The 15346-nt window shown below is 73.2% G+C and carries 12 protein-coding genes; 5 read left to right on the top strand and 7 right to left on the bottom strand.

What is annotated here, in order from left to right; genetic code table 11:
* The first annotated feature begins 371 nt into the window (after positions 1-371).
* The 3 genes from AC559T_RS07935 to rpsA all read left to right on the top strand — a co-directional run bounded on the left by AC559T_RS07935 (position 372) and on the right by rpsA (position 5309).
* Positions 372-1634, top strand: coding sequence for a glycosyltransferase family 39 protein (locus AC559T_RS07935; protein ID WP_498868278.1), 1263 nt, complete (start codon positions 372-374; stop codon positions 1632-1634).
* Positions 1635-1770: 136 nt separating this feature from the next.
* Positions 1771-3402, top strand: coding sequence for an acyltransferase family protein (locus AC559T_RS07930; protein WP_243657581.1), 1632 nt, complete (start codon positions 1771-1773; stop codon positions 3400-3402).
* Positions 3403-3827: 425 nt separating this feature from the next.
* Complete coding sequence (gene rpsA / locus AC559T_RS07925; RefSeq protein WP_112106892.1) at positions 3828-5309, top strand: 30S ribosomal protein S1; 1482 nt, start codon at positions 3828-3830, stop codon at positions 5307-5309.
* Between the two features lie 18 nt (positions 5310-5327).
* Here rpsA and AC559T_RS07920 read toward each other — a convergent pair whose 3' ends face one another.
* Positions 5328-6026 (bottom strand): nucleoside/nucleotide kinase family protein, encoded by a 699-nt coding sequence (locus AC559T_RS07920; protein WP_112106893.1) that lies wholly within the window; start codon positions 6024-6026, stop codon positions 5328-5330.
* Positions 6027-6188: 162 nt separating this feature from the next.
* Here AC559T_RS07920 and AC559T_RS07915 point away from each other — a divergent pair, with 162 nt between their 5' ends.
* Complete coding sequence (locus AC559T_RS07915) at positions 6189-7115, top strand: hypothetical protein (protein ID WP_498868277.1); 927 nt, start codon at positions 6189-6191, stop codon at positions 7113-7115.
* Here the strand turns inward: AC559T_RS07915 and AC559T_RS07910 are convergent.
* The 6 genes from AC559T_RS07910 to AC559T_RS07885 all read right to left on the bottom strand — a co-directional run bounded on the left by AC559T_RS07910 (position 7102) and on the right by AC559T_RS07885 (position 13255).
* Positions 7102-8568, bottom strand: a complete 1467-nt coding sequence (locus AC559T_RS07910) for a cytochrome P450 (protein ID WP_498868276.1) — start codon at positions 8566-8568, stop codon at positions 7102-7104. The two genes, AC559T_RS07915 and AC559T_RS07910, sit on opposite strands and share 14 nt — an antisense overlap.
* A gap of 58 nt (positions 8569-8626) precedes the next feature.
* Positions 8627-9940: a cytochrome P450 gene (locus AC559T_RS07905; protein WP_498868275.1), complete on the bottom strand. Its 1314-nt coding sequence runs from the start codon at positions 9938-9940 to the stop codon at positions 8627-8629.
* A complete protein-coding gene (locus AC559T_RS07900) occupies positions 9937-10557 on the bottom strand; it encodes a GTP-binding protein (RefSeq protein ID WP_071061014.1) in 621 nt (206 codons plus the stop codon). Before AC559T_RS07900 ends, AC559T_RS07905 begins: the two co-directional genes overlap by 4 nt.
* Positions 10538-10897 (bottom strand): DUF742 domain-containing protein, encoded by a 360-nt coding sequence (locus AC559T_RS07895; protein ID WP_041254845.1) that lies wholly within the window; start codon positions 10895-10897, stop codon positions 10538-10540. The genes AC559T_RS07900 and AC559T_RS07895 overlap by 20 nt, the downstream gene beginning before the upstream one ends.
* The gene (locus AC559T_RS07890; RefSeq protein ID WP_041256585.1) at positions 10894-11313 is read right to left on the bottom strand and encodes a roadblock/LC7 domain-containing protein; all 420 of its coding nucleotides are present in this window, start codon (positions 11311-11313) and stop codon (positions 10894-10896) included. The genes AC559T_RS07895 and AC559T_RS07890 overlap by 4 nt, the downstream gene beginning before the upstream one ends.
* A gap of 139 nt (positions 11314-11452) precedes the next feature.
* Positions 11453-13255 carry an ATP-binding protein gene (locus AC559T_RS07885; RefSeq protein WP_498868274.1) on the bottom strand — a complete coding sequence of 601 codons (1803 nt, stop codon included), beginning with the start codon at positions 13253-13255 and terminating at the stop codon, positions 11453-11455.
* Between the two features lie 1272 nt (positions 13256-14527).
* Between AC559T_RS07885 and AC559T_RS07880 the strand changes: the two genes are divergently transcribed.
* Complete coding sequence (locus AC559T_RS07880; protein ID WP_198541216.1) at positions 14528-15271, top strand: GNAT family N-acetyltransferase; 744 nt, start codon at positions 14528-14530, stop codon at positions 15269-15271.
* Positions 15272-15346: the final 75 nt, after the last annotated feature.

The raw sequence follows: 15346 nt of genomic DNA, 5'->3' as shown, positions 1-15346 counted from the left end.
ACCTTCCGCGGGTGCCTGACAGCAGCTCACCGTCGGTCACCGCCGGTGATCCCGACGGTCCCCCAGTTCCGCGCGATTCATCTGGTATGTCCAGATCGCCGGGTTCCGTGGTCGAGGCTACGACGGATCGATCAGACGGTGCCGCGGACGTTCTGTCGGATGAGGGTCAACTCGCGCCGACGCCCCGCCCGCCCGGGGCGCATCGGTCGGCGGCCGCGGGCCGATGGTCGAGGTCCGGAGGGCGCCCCGGCAGGGGTCGCCTGGCCGGGTCCGGCCAGCCCCCGACACAGGGGCCATCGGATCCCGGCGCGCGGTCCGCGGCACCGCCCCGGCTCGCGCCGGCCGGGCGGGCGTGGTGGATCGGCCTGCTGGTGGTGGTCGCCGTCGGTCTCGGTGTCCGCCTCGGCTACCTGTTCGGATGGATGCATCCCGCGGTCGTCGACGGTGACCCTTTCTATTACCACCAGGCCGCGAACCTGTTCGCGGACGGGCACGGCTGGCCCGATCCGTTCGAGTTGAGGTACTTCGACAGATACGTCCCGGACGCGCAGCACCCACCACTGACGAGTGCGCTGCTCGCCATCCCGTCCGTGCTGGGCTTCACCGGGTTCCTGTCGCACCAGATCTTCTCGTGTCTGCTCGGTGCGGTGTCGGTCGGCGTCGTCGGCCTGGTAGGCCGCCGCGCCGCCGGCCCGGCCACCGGCCTGCTCGCCGCCGGCATCGCGGCGCTCTACCCGGGGATGTGGCTCAACGACGCCCTGGTGATGTCCGAGACCACCGGAATCCTGACCTGCGCCCTGCTGATCGCCGCGGCCCACCGCTTCTGGGACCGGCGGACCGTGGCGGACGCCTGCTGGCTCGGCGCGGCGCTGGCCGCCGCGATGCTCGCCCGCGCCGAGCTCGCGCTGCTCGCTTTGGTGCTCGTGGTGCCCCTGATCGCGATGAGCCGTCCGCTGCCGTGGCGTCGCCGCCTCGGCCTGCTCGCGGCCGCCGCCGGCACGAGCGTCGCCGTGGTGGCCCCCTGGACGGCCTACAACCTGTCCCGGTTCGAGGAGCCCGAGTTCCTCTCGAGCGGCCTCGGCTCGACGCTGGCCGTCACCCACTGCGAGGCGAGCTACTTCGGCAAGTACACGGGGTGGTGGTCGTTCGACTGCATCCAGGCGCTGGAGCAGGCGCCGGTGGAACGGTCCGAGCGGGACGTCTACTACCGGAAGGCCGCATACAGGTTCATCGGTGACAACACCGGAGAGCTGCCCCGTGTCGCCGCCGCCCGGGCCGGCCGGACGTGGGGCCTCTACCGGCCGTGGCAGCAGACCGAGTTCGACGGCGTGGAGCTGCGCCCGCTGGGGCTGAGCCGGCTCGGCATGGTCTGCCTCTGGGTGCTCGAGCTGGCCGCCGTCGCCGGTACGGTGGTGCTGCGCCGACGGGGGGTCGTCCTGCTGCCGCTGCTGGCGGTACCGGTCACACTCACGCTGGCCTCGGTGCTGGTCTACGGCACTACCCGGTTCCGGGCGTGCGCCGAGCCGGCGGTCGTCCTGCTCGCGGCGGTCGGGATCGCGGCCATCGTCGGTGCGCTGCGCCGTCGCCGGGCGGGCCTGGCCACCGCCGAGGCCCAGCGTGAGCGCGTAAAGTGACGACACGGCTGCCTTCCGGCACCGTTTTCGGGGATCGCGTCCGGCTCGCTGGGGTGGCGCGGGCCGCCGAGCCGTCGGGTACCGCCTGGTACCTTGCGACCGTGCCAGACATCGCCGACAGTAGTGGTCACGGTCGGTGACCGCCGGTTTCGACCGCGGGAGCGGTGGCCGGGCGCCGGGCCGGCCGGGCTCCGCGGCCACGGCGAGCACGGGACCGGCCGCGCCCGCACAGGCGGAGGCGGCCCGGTCCGCGCCGGTGGTGTTCGCGGGCTTCGACGGGCTGCGCGCGATCGCGGCGCTGCTGGTCCTGGTCGTGCACGTGTCGTTCAACAGCGGGCTGACCACCGGCAACTCCATCGGCGTCTACACCGCCCGCGGTGAGATCGGCGTCGCGGTCTTCTTCCTGATCTCGGGCTTCCTGCTCTACCGCCCGTTCGCCGTGGCGCACCTGAGCGGCCGCGGAGCCCCGGACGCCGCCGGCTTCTACATCCGCCGGCTGCTGCGGATCATCCCGCTGTACTGGCTGGCGCTGGCGGTCGCGCTCAACGTCGTGCCCAACGACAAGATGGGCGTCCACGGCTTCGCCGGGCTGCTGCAGACGGCCTTCTTCATGCAGGGCTACCGGCAGCACTGGGCGATCCAGGGCCTCACCCAGGCGTGGACCCTCAACGTGGAGTTCGCCTTCTACATCTCCGTCCCGTTCTATGCCTGGCTGCTCGTCCGCCGGCGCCGCCCGGCCCGCTCCCAGCTCAGGGTCGAGCTTGTGGCCCTCGCCGTGATCTTCGTGATCAGCCGGGTCCTGCACTACGCGCTGATCGGCTCGCACATCTGGTGGGCCGACGGCTGGACGGTCTGGCTGCCGGTCTGGTGGGACCTGTTCGCCATGGGGATGCTGATCGCCGTCCTGTCGGCCTGGTACGTCCAGAACGGGCGGACGCCGGCGTGGGCGCGGTGGCGGTGGTCCGGCGGGGCCTGCTGGCTCATCGCCGCGTTCTTCTACTGGGTGGCCAGCACCCAGGTCGACCTCCCGCTGCAGCCGCTGTTCGTGCCGGACCGCACCCAGGACATGGGCCGGCACCTGTTCTACGGCCTGTTCGGCTTCTTCCTGATCCTGCCCGCGGTGTTCGGGCCGCCCGACCAGGGCCTGGTGCGGCGGTTGCTGACCTGCCGCCCGATGGCCTACCTCGGCCTCATCTCGTACGGGATCTACCTGTGGCACACGGTCGTGATCGAGGTGGTCGCCGAGCACACCGGGACGGCCGCCGGCGAGCTGGCGTTCGCCCCGTTCTTCCTGCTGGTGCTCGTGCTGACCTGTGCGGTCTCCACGATCACCTACTTCCTGGTTGAACGGCCCTGCATGACGCTGGGTCGGGAGTGGGCCCGGCGGGTGCGCGCACGGTCCCGGCCGGTGCCGGCGGGGCCCGCCGAGCCGGTCCCGGCCGGCGCGGGGGCGCCGGCCGGCACCGACGAGCGCTGGTCGGTGGAGTCCCAGGTGGACGAGAGGTGGCGCCAGGAACTGTCCGGTAGCGGACACCACGGAGCCGCTGGCGGACACCAGGGAGCCGACAGTGCCCCCGACGGCGAGTCGGCGCGGACGATGCCGCTGCGGACCGGCCGGGCGCCCGGTGCCGGCTCCGGCGGCGGACCCGGCACGCGCCCGGGTGCCCCGGCGGCGGACCGGTCGCCCGGCCCGGCTCCCCGGCCGCGCGCGGAGCCGGGCCGCGGGGCGCGGGAGCGTGGGGTACCAGGTCCCGGCGGCTCCGCGTAGCCGCCGCCGGTCACCCCCGCCCCGCGGCTCCCGGCCGGCGACCGCGCCCGGCGACCCGGCCGGGAGCCGACTGGCCGGGCCCGGCGGGCCCGGCCCGGACGGCGCCGCCGAGAGCCGACTGGGCCACATTCTCGACGGCGGGCGGGACGATGGCTGGTGACTTTTCGTACTATGAAAGCCCCACAGGGTGAGGGGTTCGGCAGGACTGGCTCCGCGTCTGTGTGCCCTCCCGTTGACCTCGTGGGACACCGCTCCCTAGACTTGGGAGTTGCACGAGGGTTCGTGGGTCTCAGACCGAGCGGATCCACTCGAGCAGTCGTTATCGGTTCTGACAGTGTCGTTCTTGCGTTCGGTGCCTGTCCCTCCGTCCCGGCGGTTCGATCCGGCCCTCGCGCTTTGGACGATTCCCAGTCGGAGCCGACCCCTTGACGAGCACCACCGACGTACGACCCGTGGAGACCGTGACCACCTCGCACAGCCCGACCACACCACAGGTTGCGGTCAACGACATCGGCTCGGCGGAGGATTTCCTCGCCGCGGTCGACAAGACGATCAAGTTCTTCAACGACGGCGACATCGTCGACGGCATCATCGTCAAGGTGGACCGCGACGAGGTGCTGCTCGACATCGGTTACAAGACCGAGGGTGTCATCCCGTCGCGGGAGCTCTCGATCAAGCACGATGTCGATCCGCACGAGGTCGTCACGGTCGGCGACCACGTCGAGGCCCTCGTCCTCCAGAAGGAGGACAAGGAAGGCCGTCTGATCCTGTCCAAGAAGCGTGCGCAGTACGAGCGCGCCTGGGGCACGATCGAGAAGCTCAAGGAGGAGGACGGCGTCGTCACCGGCACCGTCATCGAGGTCGTCAAGGGTGGTCTCATCCTCGACATCGGCCTGCGCGGCTTCCTTCCCGCCTCCCTCGTGGAGATGCGCCGGGTCCGCGACCTCCAGCCCTACGTGGGCCGTGAGCTCGAAGCCAAGATCATTGAGCTGGACAAGAACCGCAACAACGTGGTTCTGTCCCGCCGCGCCTGGCTGGAGCAGACCCAGAGCGAGGTGCGGTCGGAGTTCCTCGCCCAGCTCGCCAAGGGTCAGATCCGCAAGGGCGTGGTCAGCTCCATCGTCAACTTCGGTGCCTTCGTGGACCTGGGTGGCGTCGACGGCCTCGTGCACGTGTCCGAGCTGTCCTGGAAGCACATCGACCACCCGTCCGAGGTGGTCGAGGTCGGCCAGGAGGTCACCGTCGAGGTTCTCGACGTCGACCTGGACCGCGAGCGGGTCTCCCTGTCGCTGAAGGCGACGCAGGAGGACCCGTGGCGCCAGTTCGCCCGGACGCACGCGATCGGCCAGGTCGTACCCGGTCGGGTCACCAAGCTCGTGCCGTTCGGCGCGTTCGTCCGCGTGGACGAGGGCATCGAGGGCCTGGTGCACATCTCGGAGCTGGCCGAGCGCCACGTCGAGATCCCCGAGCAGGTCGTCAATGTCGGCGACGAGATCCTGGTCAAGGTCATCGACATCGACCTCGACCGGCGCCGGATCAGCCTCTCGCTGAAGCAGGCGAACGAGGCGTCCTCGCTGGTCGCTGAGGGCGACTCGTTCGACCCGAGCCAGTACGGCATGGAAGCCAAGTACGACGAGCAGGGCAACTACGTGTACCCCGAGGGCTTCGACCCCGAGACCGGCGAGTGGCTGCCGGGCTTCGAGGAGCAGCAGGCCGAGTGGGAGCGGCAGTACGCGGAGGCCCAGACCCGGTTCGAGGCCCACCAGGCCCAGATCCGGGCCGCGCAGGAGGCCGACGCCGCCGCGGCGGCACCGTCCTCCTACACCTCGTCGCAGTCGGAGCAGCCCGCTTCGGCGATCGACGAGGAGGCGCTGCGGCGTCTGCGGGAGCAGTTCGGCCGCGAGTAGGCCGTAGGTAAGTGATCTTCAGGGCCCGTGGGGAACATCCCACGGGCCCTGAAGCACGTTCGGGGCGGTGTCGGCCCCGCCGGCCCGCGTGGTCTGCTCGCGCCGCGCGGCGACGGCCTCGATCGCCGAGGCCGCCTGGTCGAGCAGCCTCTCCCGGGACTGCGTCCCGTCCAGCTCGACGACGTTGTCGGCCTGGGCCATGATCTTCTCGTAGCCGTCGGCCTGCTCGACGAGGTGGGCGCGCAGCGCCGCCGGGGTGAAGGCCCGGGTGCGGCGGTCGCCGCGGGCGACCATCCGCTCGTAGGCGAGCGAGGGCGGTACGCGCAGCCACAGCAGCGGGTCGGGGCGGGGGAGCAGATCCTCCATGTGCTCGAGCCACGGCCGGTGCTGCTCCCCGTAGGGGCCGCAGTGCACCTCCGACGACTGGATCCACCGGTCGAACAGCAGGTCGGGACGGCCGTCCGGGCCGGTGCGGTAGCGCAGTTGGGCGGAGAGCTCGATCAGGTGGGCCAGCCGCCGCACCGGGCCGGGGATGACCGCCTGGTGCAGGACGGTGTCGTCGGGCTCGGCGATCGCACGGAAGATCTCCACGCACACGCGCGCCGGCCGGGTTCCGCGCAGCGGGCGCAGCACCGTCTCCAGGCCGCGGATGAGCGTGGTCTTCCCGGCTCCGTCGACACCCTCCACGGCCACAAGCAGTGGATCTTTCCGGCTCATGCCCGAACTGTAGATCGCCGGCGGCGGGCGCGTCCGCCGCTCGGGTGAGCGGGGCCCACCGGAGTGTTACGACGCCGTAAATGCGGCTGCCGGCTATTGCCGGTTCGCCCGACCGGTACCAGAATCGGACGGGCACAGCTCGCCGCGGGACCATCCGCGGCGGTGATTCGCTCCCTGCTCGGTGCACCAGCTGGTTCGGTGCCCATCGAGCTCGGTGCGCCGTCGACGAACTCTGCCGCGCCGGTCCGCGTCCGCGTCGGGCGGCAGCCGGCAGCCGATCCGGTCGGGATGCTCTTGGCCAGCGACGTCTTCACCTTCGGCGCCGCGCCGGCGCGTCCCTACGCTCTGCTGGCCGTCGAAGGCCCGGCCGGAGCGGGCAAGCTCGCCCTGGTGCGGCGGCTGACCGCGGCACCGGCGGCGCTGCACCTGCACCTGGCGTCGCAGACCGACGCGGTGCTCCGGGACCTGATGCGGCGGCTGAGTACCATCGGTGAGCCGCTCGGCGCGGTCCCGGCGAATCTCGTCCACGCCGCTCGCCTGATCGAGGCCGCCGTCCAGTTCCGGTACCTGGAGGAGTTCCTGGCGGGGTTCGACCTGGTGGTGGCCGACCGCTGGATCCAGACCTGGGAGGTCTACTGCGGGGACCTCGGCGAGTACACCGAGTGGTACCTGCAGATCGCCTCGTACGTGCCCGTTCCCGACCTCGTGCTCTATCTGCGCGTCTCGCCCGAGGTGGCGGCCGCGCGGCTGGCACGCCGGGCGTCGGCAGGGCAGGCCACAGCGGGGCATGGGCCGGCGGGACAGGCTTCAGCGGGGCAGGAGCCGGGGGGGTCGGCCTCAGCGGGCCGGGAGTCCGCGGGCCGGGTGGACGAGGCCGCGGCCCTGCGGGAGGCCGTCGAGGCGTGCGCGCGCTACGACGAGGTGATGTCCGGCGTCGACTGTGTCGTCATCGACGCGGACGCGCCGGCCGCGGACGTGCTGGCGGAGGTGACCGGGATCCTGGACGCCGTCGGGATGCCGCGCCCGCCGATCCCCGGGACAGGTGGCGGGGCGGACGTGCCCTGGCCGGGGCCGCTCAGGGGGGCGTGAAGCGCACCGGGAGCGCGGCGACCCCGCGTGCCCACACCGACGGGCGCCAGCGCAGGTCCCGCGGCTCCACGGCGAGTTCGAGATCGGGGAGGCGGTCCAGGAGCACCTCGATCGCGGTGGTCGCGATCGTCTCGGCCGTCATCTGGGCGGGGAAGGGGCAGCGGTGCTCGCCGTGGCCGAACGCCAGGTGGGCGTGGTTGCCCGACGGGCGCCCGGAGGGCTGGGGACGCGCCCACGGATCGGAGTTCGCGGCCGACAGGCCAAAGATGAGCAGGTCGCCCGTGCGGATCCAGCGCCCGCCGAGCCGGACGTCGCGCCGGGCCCACCGCGCGACGAGGTTCTGGATCGGCGGGTCCGCCCACAGCACCTCGGCCATCGCGTCCCCCGCGCTGAGCCGTCCACCGGCGAGGTCGGTGGCGAACCGGGGGTCGGTCAGCATCAGCCGCAGCGTGTTCCCGATCCAGTCCGCGGTCGGCGCCTGGCCGGCGATCAGGGTCGCCATGACGTCCTCGACGACCTCGTCGTCGCGCAGGCCGGCCGGATGGGTGAGCAGCGCCGACACCGCGTCGTCGCCCGGTTGCGCGCGGCGGCGCCGGACCACCCGGGTGAGCATCGCGTGGGCCCGCCGACGCGCGTCGCGGGCCCCTGTCCCGCCGCTGACGAGCAGGGTCAGATCCCGGGCGAGCGCGGTCAGGTCGGTGTCGGGCAGCCCCCACATCCCGGCCGCGACCATCGCCGGCAGCGGGCTGGCGTACTGGGTCATGAGCTCGGCGCGGCCGTCGCCGGCCATCGCGTCGATCAGGGCGTCGGCGCCGCTGGCCGCCCGCGCCCGCAGGCCGTGCGGCTCGAACATGCCCAGCACGTCGCCGACGGCGCCCAGCCGGCGGGCGTGGGCGGGCCCGTCGAGGGCGCGTAGCGACGGCCGCTGGCCGACCACCGACTGCAGCGGCCAGGCCGGCGGGACAAGATCCCAGGCGTTCCAGATCCGGCAGTCCCGGCCGAACAGGGCCGGGGTGCCGGCGACGTAGACGACCTCGCGGTAGCCGAGCACCAGCCAGGCCGGGACGTCCCCCTCGAGCAGGACCGGGGCGACCGGGCCGTGCTCGTCGCGGATACGCCGGTAGAACGCGGCGCGGTCGTCCCCGGGGCCGTCGGCCGGTAGCCGGACGGCGGTGGCGTGCGCGGGCCCGCGCGCGTCGAGATCCGGCCGTACCGGCGGGTGGGCGCCCGCCGCGCCGCGCACCGACCCGCCGCGCGGTCCGCTCGGCGGGCCGCTGGATGGTCCGGGCACGGGCTCGCCGGACGGGGTGTCCTCGGGCCCGCCGCGGCGGGTGGTCGGTGCCGGGCAGGACGCGCCGTACTGGCGCAGCGTGCCGAGCTGGCGGACGGCGCCGAGCGCGCGGGGCATGCCGCTCGCGCACGTGCCGAGCTGGCGGGGGTTGGGATGGGTCATGTGCTGTCTCCGGCCTCCGGGTCAGCGTGGTGCCGCGCGGTGCGGCCTGTCGCGGTCCTCACACGGGACTGAACCGGACCGGCAACGCCGTCAGAGCGCGGTTCCACGCGGTCCGCCGCCAGCCGAGGGCATCGGTCGGGACGGCGATCCACATGTTGGGCAGGCGGTCGAGGAGTGCCTCGACCGCGGTCCGGGTGACGACCTCGGCGATCTCCTGCGCGGGGTACGGGCAGCGGTGCTCGCCGTGGCCGAAGGACAGGTGGGCGCTGTTGGCGCTGGTCCCCGGGCCCGTCTGGGTGTCCGGGGCGTGGCCGCGGCGGACCTGCGGATCGGCGTTGCCGGCCCCGAGCCCGAGCGCGATCATGTCGCCGGCCTCGATGCGCTGCCCGCCGAGCTGGGTGTTGCGGGTCGCCCACCGCCCGGCGACGACCTGCATCGGCGTGTCCTCCCACAGGACCTGGTTCAGCGCCTGCATGATGCTGCGCCGTCCGCCGGACAGGTCGAGGGCGAACGACCCGTCGGTGAGCAGCAGGCGCAGCGAGTTGCCGATCCAGCCGGCCACGGCGCGCGCGCCGAACCCGAACACCACGGCGAGGTCCTCGACGACCTCCTCGTCGGCGAGCCCGGCCGGGTGGGCGATCAGGCGCGAGACGATGTCGTCGTCGGGATGCTCGCGCCGGTCGGCGAGCAGCCACCGCAGCCGGTCCAGGACCCGCTGGTGGCTCTCGGCCGCGTCCGGGCCGTCGTCGATCAGGACGATCAGGTCGTGCACCAGGCCCGCGGTGTCGACCTCGGGCGGCCCGCACAGCGACGCCAGGACCAGGGCGGGCACCCGGTGCGCGAACGAGTCGATCAGATCGGTCTCCCCGCGCCCGGCGAAGGCGTCGATCACGTCGTCGGTGATCTCCTCGGCGCGGGCCCGGAGCTCGAAGAGGTCCACCGCGCCGAGGACGTCCTGGATGGCGGTGTAGCGCCGCCGGTGCTCCGCCCCCTCGGCGCGGAGCACGGACGGGCGGTGTCCGACACCGGGCAGGGCGGCCCAGTCGGGCGGGACGTCGTCCCAGCCGGCCCAGTGACGCGGGTCATGGGCGAAGATCTCCGGATGGCTCAGGACGTAGTGCAGCTCCCGGTAGCCGAGGACCAGCCAGGCCGGCAGGCCGCCGTCGAGCAGCACGGGCGCGACGGCGCCGTGCTCCCGGCGCAGGTCGCGGTAGGCCCGCGCCGGCCCACCCTGGAACTGCGCCTCGCCCAGGTGGCAGGGCGGGGTCCGGCCGCCGGGCGGCCGCTCCCGCGCCGCGCCGGCCGGCTCGCGGGCCGGCTCACGGGCCGACCCGCGGACTGACTCGCGCGCCGGCTCGCGGGCGGTTGTCACGACGCCTCCGCCTCGCGCTCCTCGCGCGCCGCGGACAGCTCGCAGAGGTGGCGCACGAGGGTGATCAGCACGTCCTTGCTGGACGACCGGGCCCGGGCGTCGCAGTCGATCACGGGGACGTTGGGTGACAGCGAGAGCGCCTCGCGCAGGTCCTCCAGCGAGTGCTCGGGGGAGCCGAAGTTGTTCCGCGCCACGATGAAGGGCATCCGGTGGTGCTCGAGCCGGTCGATCGCGTACCACGAGTCGGCGACCCGCCGGGTGTCGACGAGCACCACCGCCCCGAGCGTCCCCGCGAACAGCCGCTCCCACAGGAACCAGAACCGCTCCTGGCCGGGGGCGCCGAACAGGTAGAGCACCATCTCGGCGTCGAGACTGATCCGTCCGAAGTCGAACGCGACCGTGGTCGTGTTCTTCTCGAGGACGTCGCCGTTGTCGTCGATGCCGACGCCGGCCTCGGTCATCACCTCCTCCGTGCTCAGCGGCCGGATCTCGCTGACCGAACGGACCATCGTGGTCTTGCCCACACCGAAACCACCGACGATCACGATCTTGACGCCGTCCCGGGCCGTGGTCTGCAGCGGCGGCCGGGCGGCGGGCTCAGAGCTTCTGGAGTCCAACGAGCACCTGCTTCAGGAACGCGGGATCGGGCAGTTGCGAGGGGTCGTTCGGGGTCGAGGGGTGGCGTGCCGAGATCCGGCCCCGCTCGAGCAGATCGGACAGCAGGATCTTCACGATGCTCACCGGCAGCTTCAGGTCCGCCGACAGCTCGACCACCGCGGTCGGCGCGCGGCAGACCCGCAGGATCCGGACGTGTTCGGACTGCATCCCGGGCGTCGGCTCGCTCCTGCTCGTGACGAGCGTGACGAGGTCGAAGGCGGTGTCTCCGGCCCGGCTGCGGCCGCCGGTGACGGTGTAGAGGCGGTCCGGGTCCTCGCTGTCGACGAGCCGACGGATCATGGCAGTAGCGCGGGCTGGACGGGATCGCGTGGCGCCGCGCTCAGGTACTCGCCGATCTGTTCGACGAGCTCGCTCATGTTGTGGCCGATGATGCCGGCGTCGGCGTCGTCGGTGGCGATCACCGCGAGGTGCGCGCCCTGGCCGGCGTCGACGATGAACAGCAGCCCGCCGTGGTACTCGGTCATCGACTGCCGCACGCCGCCGGTGCCGTCCCCGAACTCGATCGACGCGCCGTGCGCGAGGCTCTGGATCCCCGAAGCGATCGCGGACAGTTGGTCGGCCTGGTCGATGCTCAGTCCGGACGAGCGGCACAGCTTGAGCCCGTCCCTGGAGAGCACCAGGGCGTGGCGGGTCCCCGGGGTGCGGGCGAGGAGGTTTTCCAGCAGCCAGTCGAGATCGCGCTCAGTGGTGTTCATCGGGATCGCGGGGCGCCGGGCGGGTGGGTCCCATCCGGTCGTGCCCCTGCCTCCAATCAGGTCGTCCAGTGCTGTGCTGGTCGTCATGCAGGGCGCTGGTCGTCATGCGGGACGTTCGTCGTGACGCGGCGCTGGCAGGTCACGTGTCCTGCTGGTCCGGCTCGCCGGTGCCATCGGGGACGTCCGCATCCCCGGGGGCTGCCGACGGGCTGGCCGTGGTGCCGGTGGCGGCTGCCGTGACCAGCGCGCCCGCGCGTCCGGGCGCCGGACCGGCGGGCCGGACGTGGCTGGTTCCGGCGGCGCGCATCGCCCGGCGGAAGGCGGCGAAGTTCGCGCTGGAGTTGCGGCGTGGCCGGTGGGTGCGCGGCGGCGCGGCGAGCAGGGCCGCGGCGCGTGCGCTCGCCGCGAGGGACTGCCCGCGCTCACGCTTGGGCAGGGTCAGCAGCGGCGGAGCGCCCGCCTCGTCGGTGCTCCCGTCGGCGTCCGCGGCCAGCGCCGGGCTCGGGACGGCGCTGGCGACCGTGGTCGCGTCCGGCGTCGCCTCGCGGGCCGCCCCGGCCGCGCGCGCCGAGGCGGCGGCGTGGCCGGCGTCGAGCCGCGCGGGGTGCTCCGGCGTCCGCTGGGGCAGCGAGATGAACTCGGTGACCGGGTCGACCGCGATTCGCGCCGTGGCCGCGCCCGCCGCGCTCCCCACCTTGCCCGTGGTCCCCGCGCTCGTCGCGTTCGCCTCAGGGGAGAGGAGCGCGGGCAGCCTGGACGGCACGACCGTGGGCAGCCCGGCGGTGACCGTGTCCGCGGAGTCGGCGACCGCCGGCGGGGCGACAACCGACCTCGGCGCGGTGATGAGCTGGCGCGGGATCATGACGACGACCCCGGTGCCGCCGCGTGAGGAGGGCCGGAAGGACACCGTCAGCCCGTGCTTGCGGGCGAGGACGCCGACGACCGCCAGGCCGAGCCGCGTCCCGGACAGCGTGGTCAGGTCGAGGACCTCCGCCGAGACGGCACGCTCGGCCCGCTCGAGGGCGGCCGGCCCCATGACGAGGCCGCCGTCCTCGATGGTGATGACGACCCCGGCCTGCACCTCCTCGACGTAGACATGCACCTCCTCGGAGGGCGGCGAGAAGCTGGTCGCGTTGTCCATCAGCTCGGCGAGGGCGTGCATGATGCCCTCGGCGGCGTAGCCGACCACCGCGACCGCGCTCACCGAGTGCAGGCGGACCCGCTGGTAGGCGCTGATCCGTCCCATGGAGCCGCGCAGGAGGCTCTCCATCACGATCGGCTTCGTCCACCGGCGCCCGGAGCGCCCGCCGGTGAGCACGGCGATGCTGTCCGCGAGCCGGCCGGCCTGGGCGGTGAGGTGGTCGAGCCGGAGCAGGTCGCCGAGGACCTCCTCGCTGTGCCGTTCCTCCATGGCCCGCAGGTCGGCGAGCATGCTGGTGCTCAGCGCCTGCATCCGGCCGGCCGCGTTCGCGCAGGCCGCCATGGCCGCGCTGCGCATCCGCTCCCCGCGGCTGACCTCCTCCGCGACGGTGCGCAGGATGTGCTGGTGCGTGCCCTCGGTGCCGCGCGGGGCCTCCCCGAGCGCCGTCTGGACGGACGACCCCTCGCGCAGGCGTTCCACCACTGCGGGGAGGACCTCGCGGGCGAGCCGTTCGGTCTGGGCGGCCGAGCGGCTGGCGCGCGTCTCCAGGGCGACGACCCGGCCGCGCAGCTCCCGCACGGTCTGCCGGTTGCGGACGGCCACGGTGCTGGCGAAGCCGACGAGCAGCGCGGCGACCGAGACGCAGAACAGGATCGCGCCGCGGCCCTCGGCGGGCGACACGGCCGCCGCGACCAGGCCGATGACCATGACGACGAGCACGGCCGCGGCCGGCGGCACGATCAGGTCCCGGGCCGTCGCTGGTCGCTGTACCTGATGACGAGCGATTGCGTGTTCTGACATCGATCAGGTCCTCGTCGTCGGTGGTCGGTGGGCCAGGGCCGGCCTGCCGCGGTCGGGAGGGACCACGGAAAATCCAACGTCCCACGGGAAGATCATGGTCGGAGTCGTCTGTCGGGAAGAGTTCTCGGATACTTCTCGGTAATCCTGAAAAGGTACGGCTGGGACCCCCTCCCGGCCTTTTTCTGAACTGTTCGTGCCGTTGCGGCGGAATATGTCCCCCCGGTCGCGCGACCGTGATTCCCGGTGCGTGGGAGCACCGGTGTGGGTCGCGCCGCCGGCCGTACTGACCACGTCGATCTTCGCCCCCTCGCCGTCGCCGCCCTGCGCCGTGATCCGAGTCCGCGCCCGGGATCGCCCCCGGGCCGAAGCTGAACCATCAGTGCAGGTCATATGCGCGTCGCACATGCTAGGGACACCTCGGACGGGTCGCGCGCCAGGCGCGGGGCGGCGCTGTCGGGCGATAGCCGCAAGTGGTATCGGAGTGTTACTGTTGTTCGTCTGTAGTGTGTAAGCTTTGTTTCTGTTTTGCTGGAATCCCGTTCGGTCGCCCGGAGAGAAGGATTCCGGGTGCTTGAAGAGTTGACAGCCTGGCATTGCTGCTGCCCGGTTCGGGGCGTCACGGGTCGCTTGTGGCAATTGCGGCGACACTTTTGGCGGGCGGGGTGGCCCGGGTGGATACTTGTTGAATTCCTTCTCAGTTAAGGACGGTCGCGCGTCGGTTCATCCTGTGCCGGCGGGGAATCGCCCTGCTCGGGGCGCCGCCCGGCTCCCGCCCCGCGGCGGTGCCGGCGCCGCGATCACCCCCGCACGGGTGCACCGGGGACGCTCGGAGGGGCCGTTGCGCCGGAAGATCGCCGCGTGTCCACGCTGTCTGTCAAGCGGAACGTGGCCTGACAGTGGGGCGTGCCGCCGTCCCGGGCGCACCCGACCGCCGGCTCCCGGTTGGGGTGGGGGTGCGCCGACGGGTGTCTCCGGGGGTGCCGTCCGCTCCGCGCGTCCCGCTCGCCGGCCGCTCGCCGGGGCCGCGGTGGCCGTTCGACGGCGGGCCCGGTCGCCGCGGCGTTGGTATGCCGCGGGGCGTTGGTATGCCGCGGCGGTGCGCCGGTGGCGTACTCACAGGACGTGCTCCCGGGGCGTGCTCCCGGGGCGTGTTCCCAGGTCGTGGGGTATCGCCCGGACCGGCAGCGGGTGGGTGTTTCGCACTGATTCGGAGCCGGCGCATAGTCTGACGGCCGGGCGCGCTGTCCGCGCCCGTCGCCGGCGGGAGGTTCGATGGGTCCGACGGGCGTGAGCCCGAGCGCGCTGCCGGAGCCTGCCACGGGGTCGGTGACCGTCGCCGAGTCGGTTCTCGACAACCCGGTCTGGGAGTCACTCGCGGGCGCGCACGCTCATCTCGCCATCGCCACGTCTCGCGCGGCGCGCTATCCACCCGAGATCTCGCCGTTCGCGGCGGTGGGTGACGGCGCCGACCCTGGCGCCTGGGCGGAGCTGGCCGAACTCGCCGGGCCGGGAGTCCTGCTGGGTTTCTCCGGCCTGCGGATGCTCCCGCCGCCCGGGTGGGAGGTGACGATGGCGGTGCCCGCCCTCCAGTTCCTCGGTGACGACCTGGTGGACCGGCCCGACCCGGAGGCCGTCCCGCTGCGGGCCGGTGACGTCCCGGAGATGCTCGACCTGGTCGCGCGGACCAGGCCCGGCCCGTTCTCGCGGCGCACCATCGAGCTCGGCGGTTATCTGGGTATCCGCCGCGGGGGGCGCCTCGTGGCGATGGCCGGCCAGCGGATGCGGCTGCCGGGGTGGACGGAGATCAGCGCCGTGTGCACCGATCCGGCCCATCGCGGCGAGGGCCTGGCGAGCCGGCTGGTCCGGGCGGTGGCCGTGGGCGTGCGGGCCCGGGGCGAACAGCCCTTCCTGCACGTCTCGGTGTCGAACACCGATGCCCTCCGGCTGTACGAGGCGCTGGGCTTCGCGCCGCGCAGGGAGGTCTCGTTCGTGCAGATGCGTACCCCGTCGAGCTGACACCGCGGCTGATTCTGTCACCGGTGCGGTGACAGAATCCCTGGAGGCCGGGTAGCGTCCGATGTGTCCGCGCGC

Origin of the sequence: Frankia sp. Hr75.2, from assembly GCF_949319125.1 — a bacterium.
Lineage (GTDB): Bacteria > Actinomycetota > Actinomycetes > Frankiales > Frankiaceae > Parafrankia > Parafrankia soli.
The sequence above is the reverse complement of the archived record's forward strand: the minus strand, read 5'-3'. Positions and strand labels throughout refer to the sequence as shown.

Bases quoted from the DNA above. Each gene is read 5' to 3' on its own strand.
- AC559T_RS07910 (WP_498868276.1), bottom strand. From the start codon at position 8,568: ATGACCCATCCCAACCCCCGCCAGCTCGGCACGTGCGCGAGCGGCATG.
- AC559T_RS07890 (WP_041256585.1), bottom strand. From the start codon at position 11,313: ATGAACACCACTGAGCGCGATCTCGACTGGCTGCTGGAAAACCTCCTC.
- AC559T_RS07880 (WP_198541216.1), top strand. From the start codon at position 14,528: ATGGGTCCGACGGGCGTGAGCCCGAGCGCGCTGCCGGAGCCTGCCACG.
- AC559T_RS07920 (WP_112106893.1), bottom strand. From the start codon at position 6,026: ATGAGCCGGAAAGATCCACTGCTTGTGGCCGTGGAGGGTGTCGACGGA.
- AC559T_RS07895 (WP_041254845.1), bottom strand. From the start codon at position 10,897: ATGATCCGTCGGCTCGTCGACAGCGAGGACCCGGACCGCCTCTACACC.
- AC559T_RS07885 (WP_498868274.1), bottom strand. From the start codon at position 13,255: ATGTCAGAACACGCAATCGCTCGTCATCAGGTACAGCGACCAGCGACG.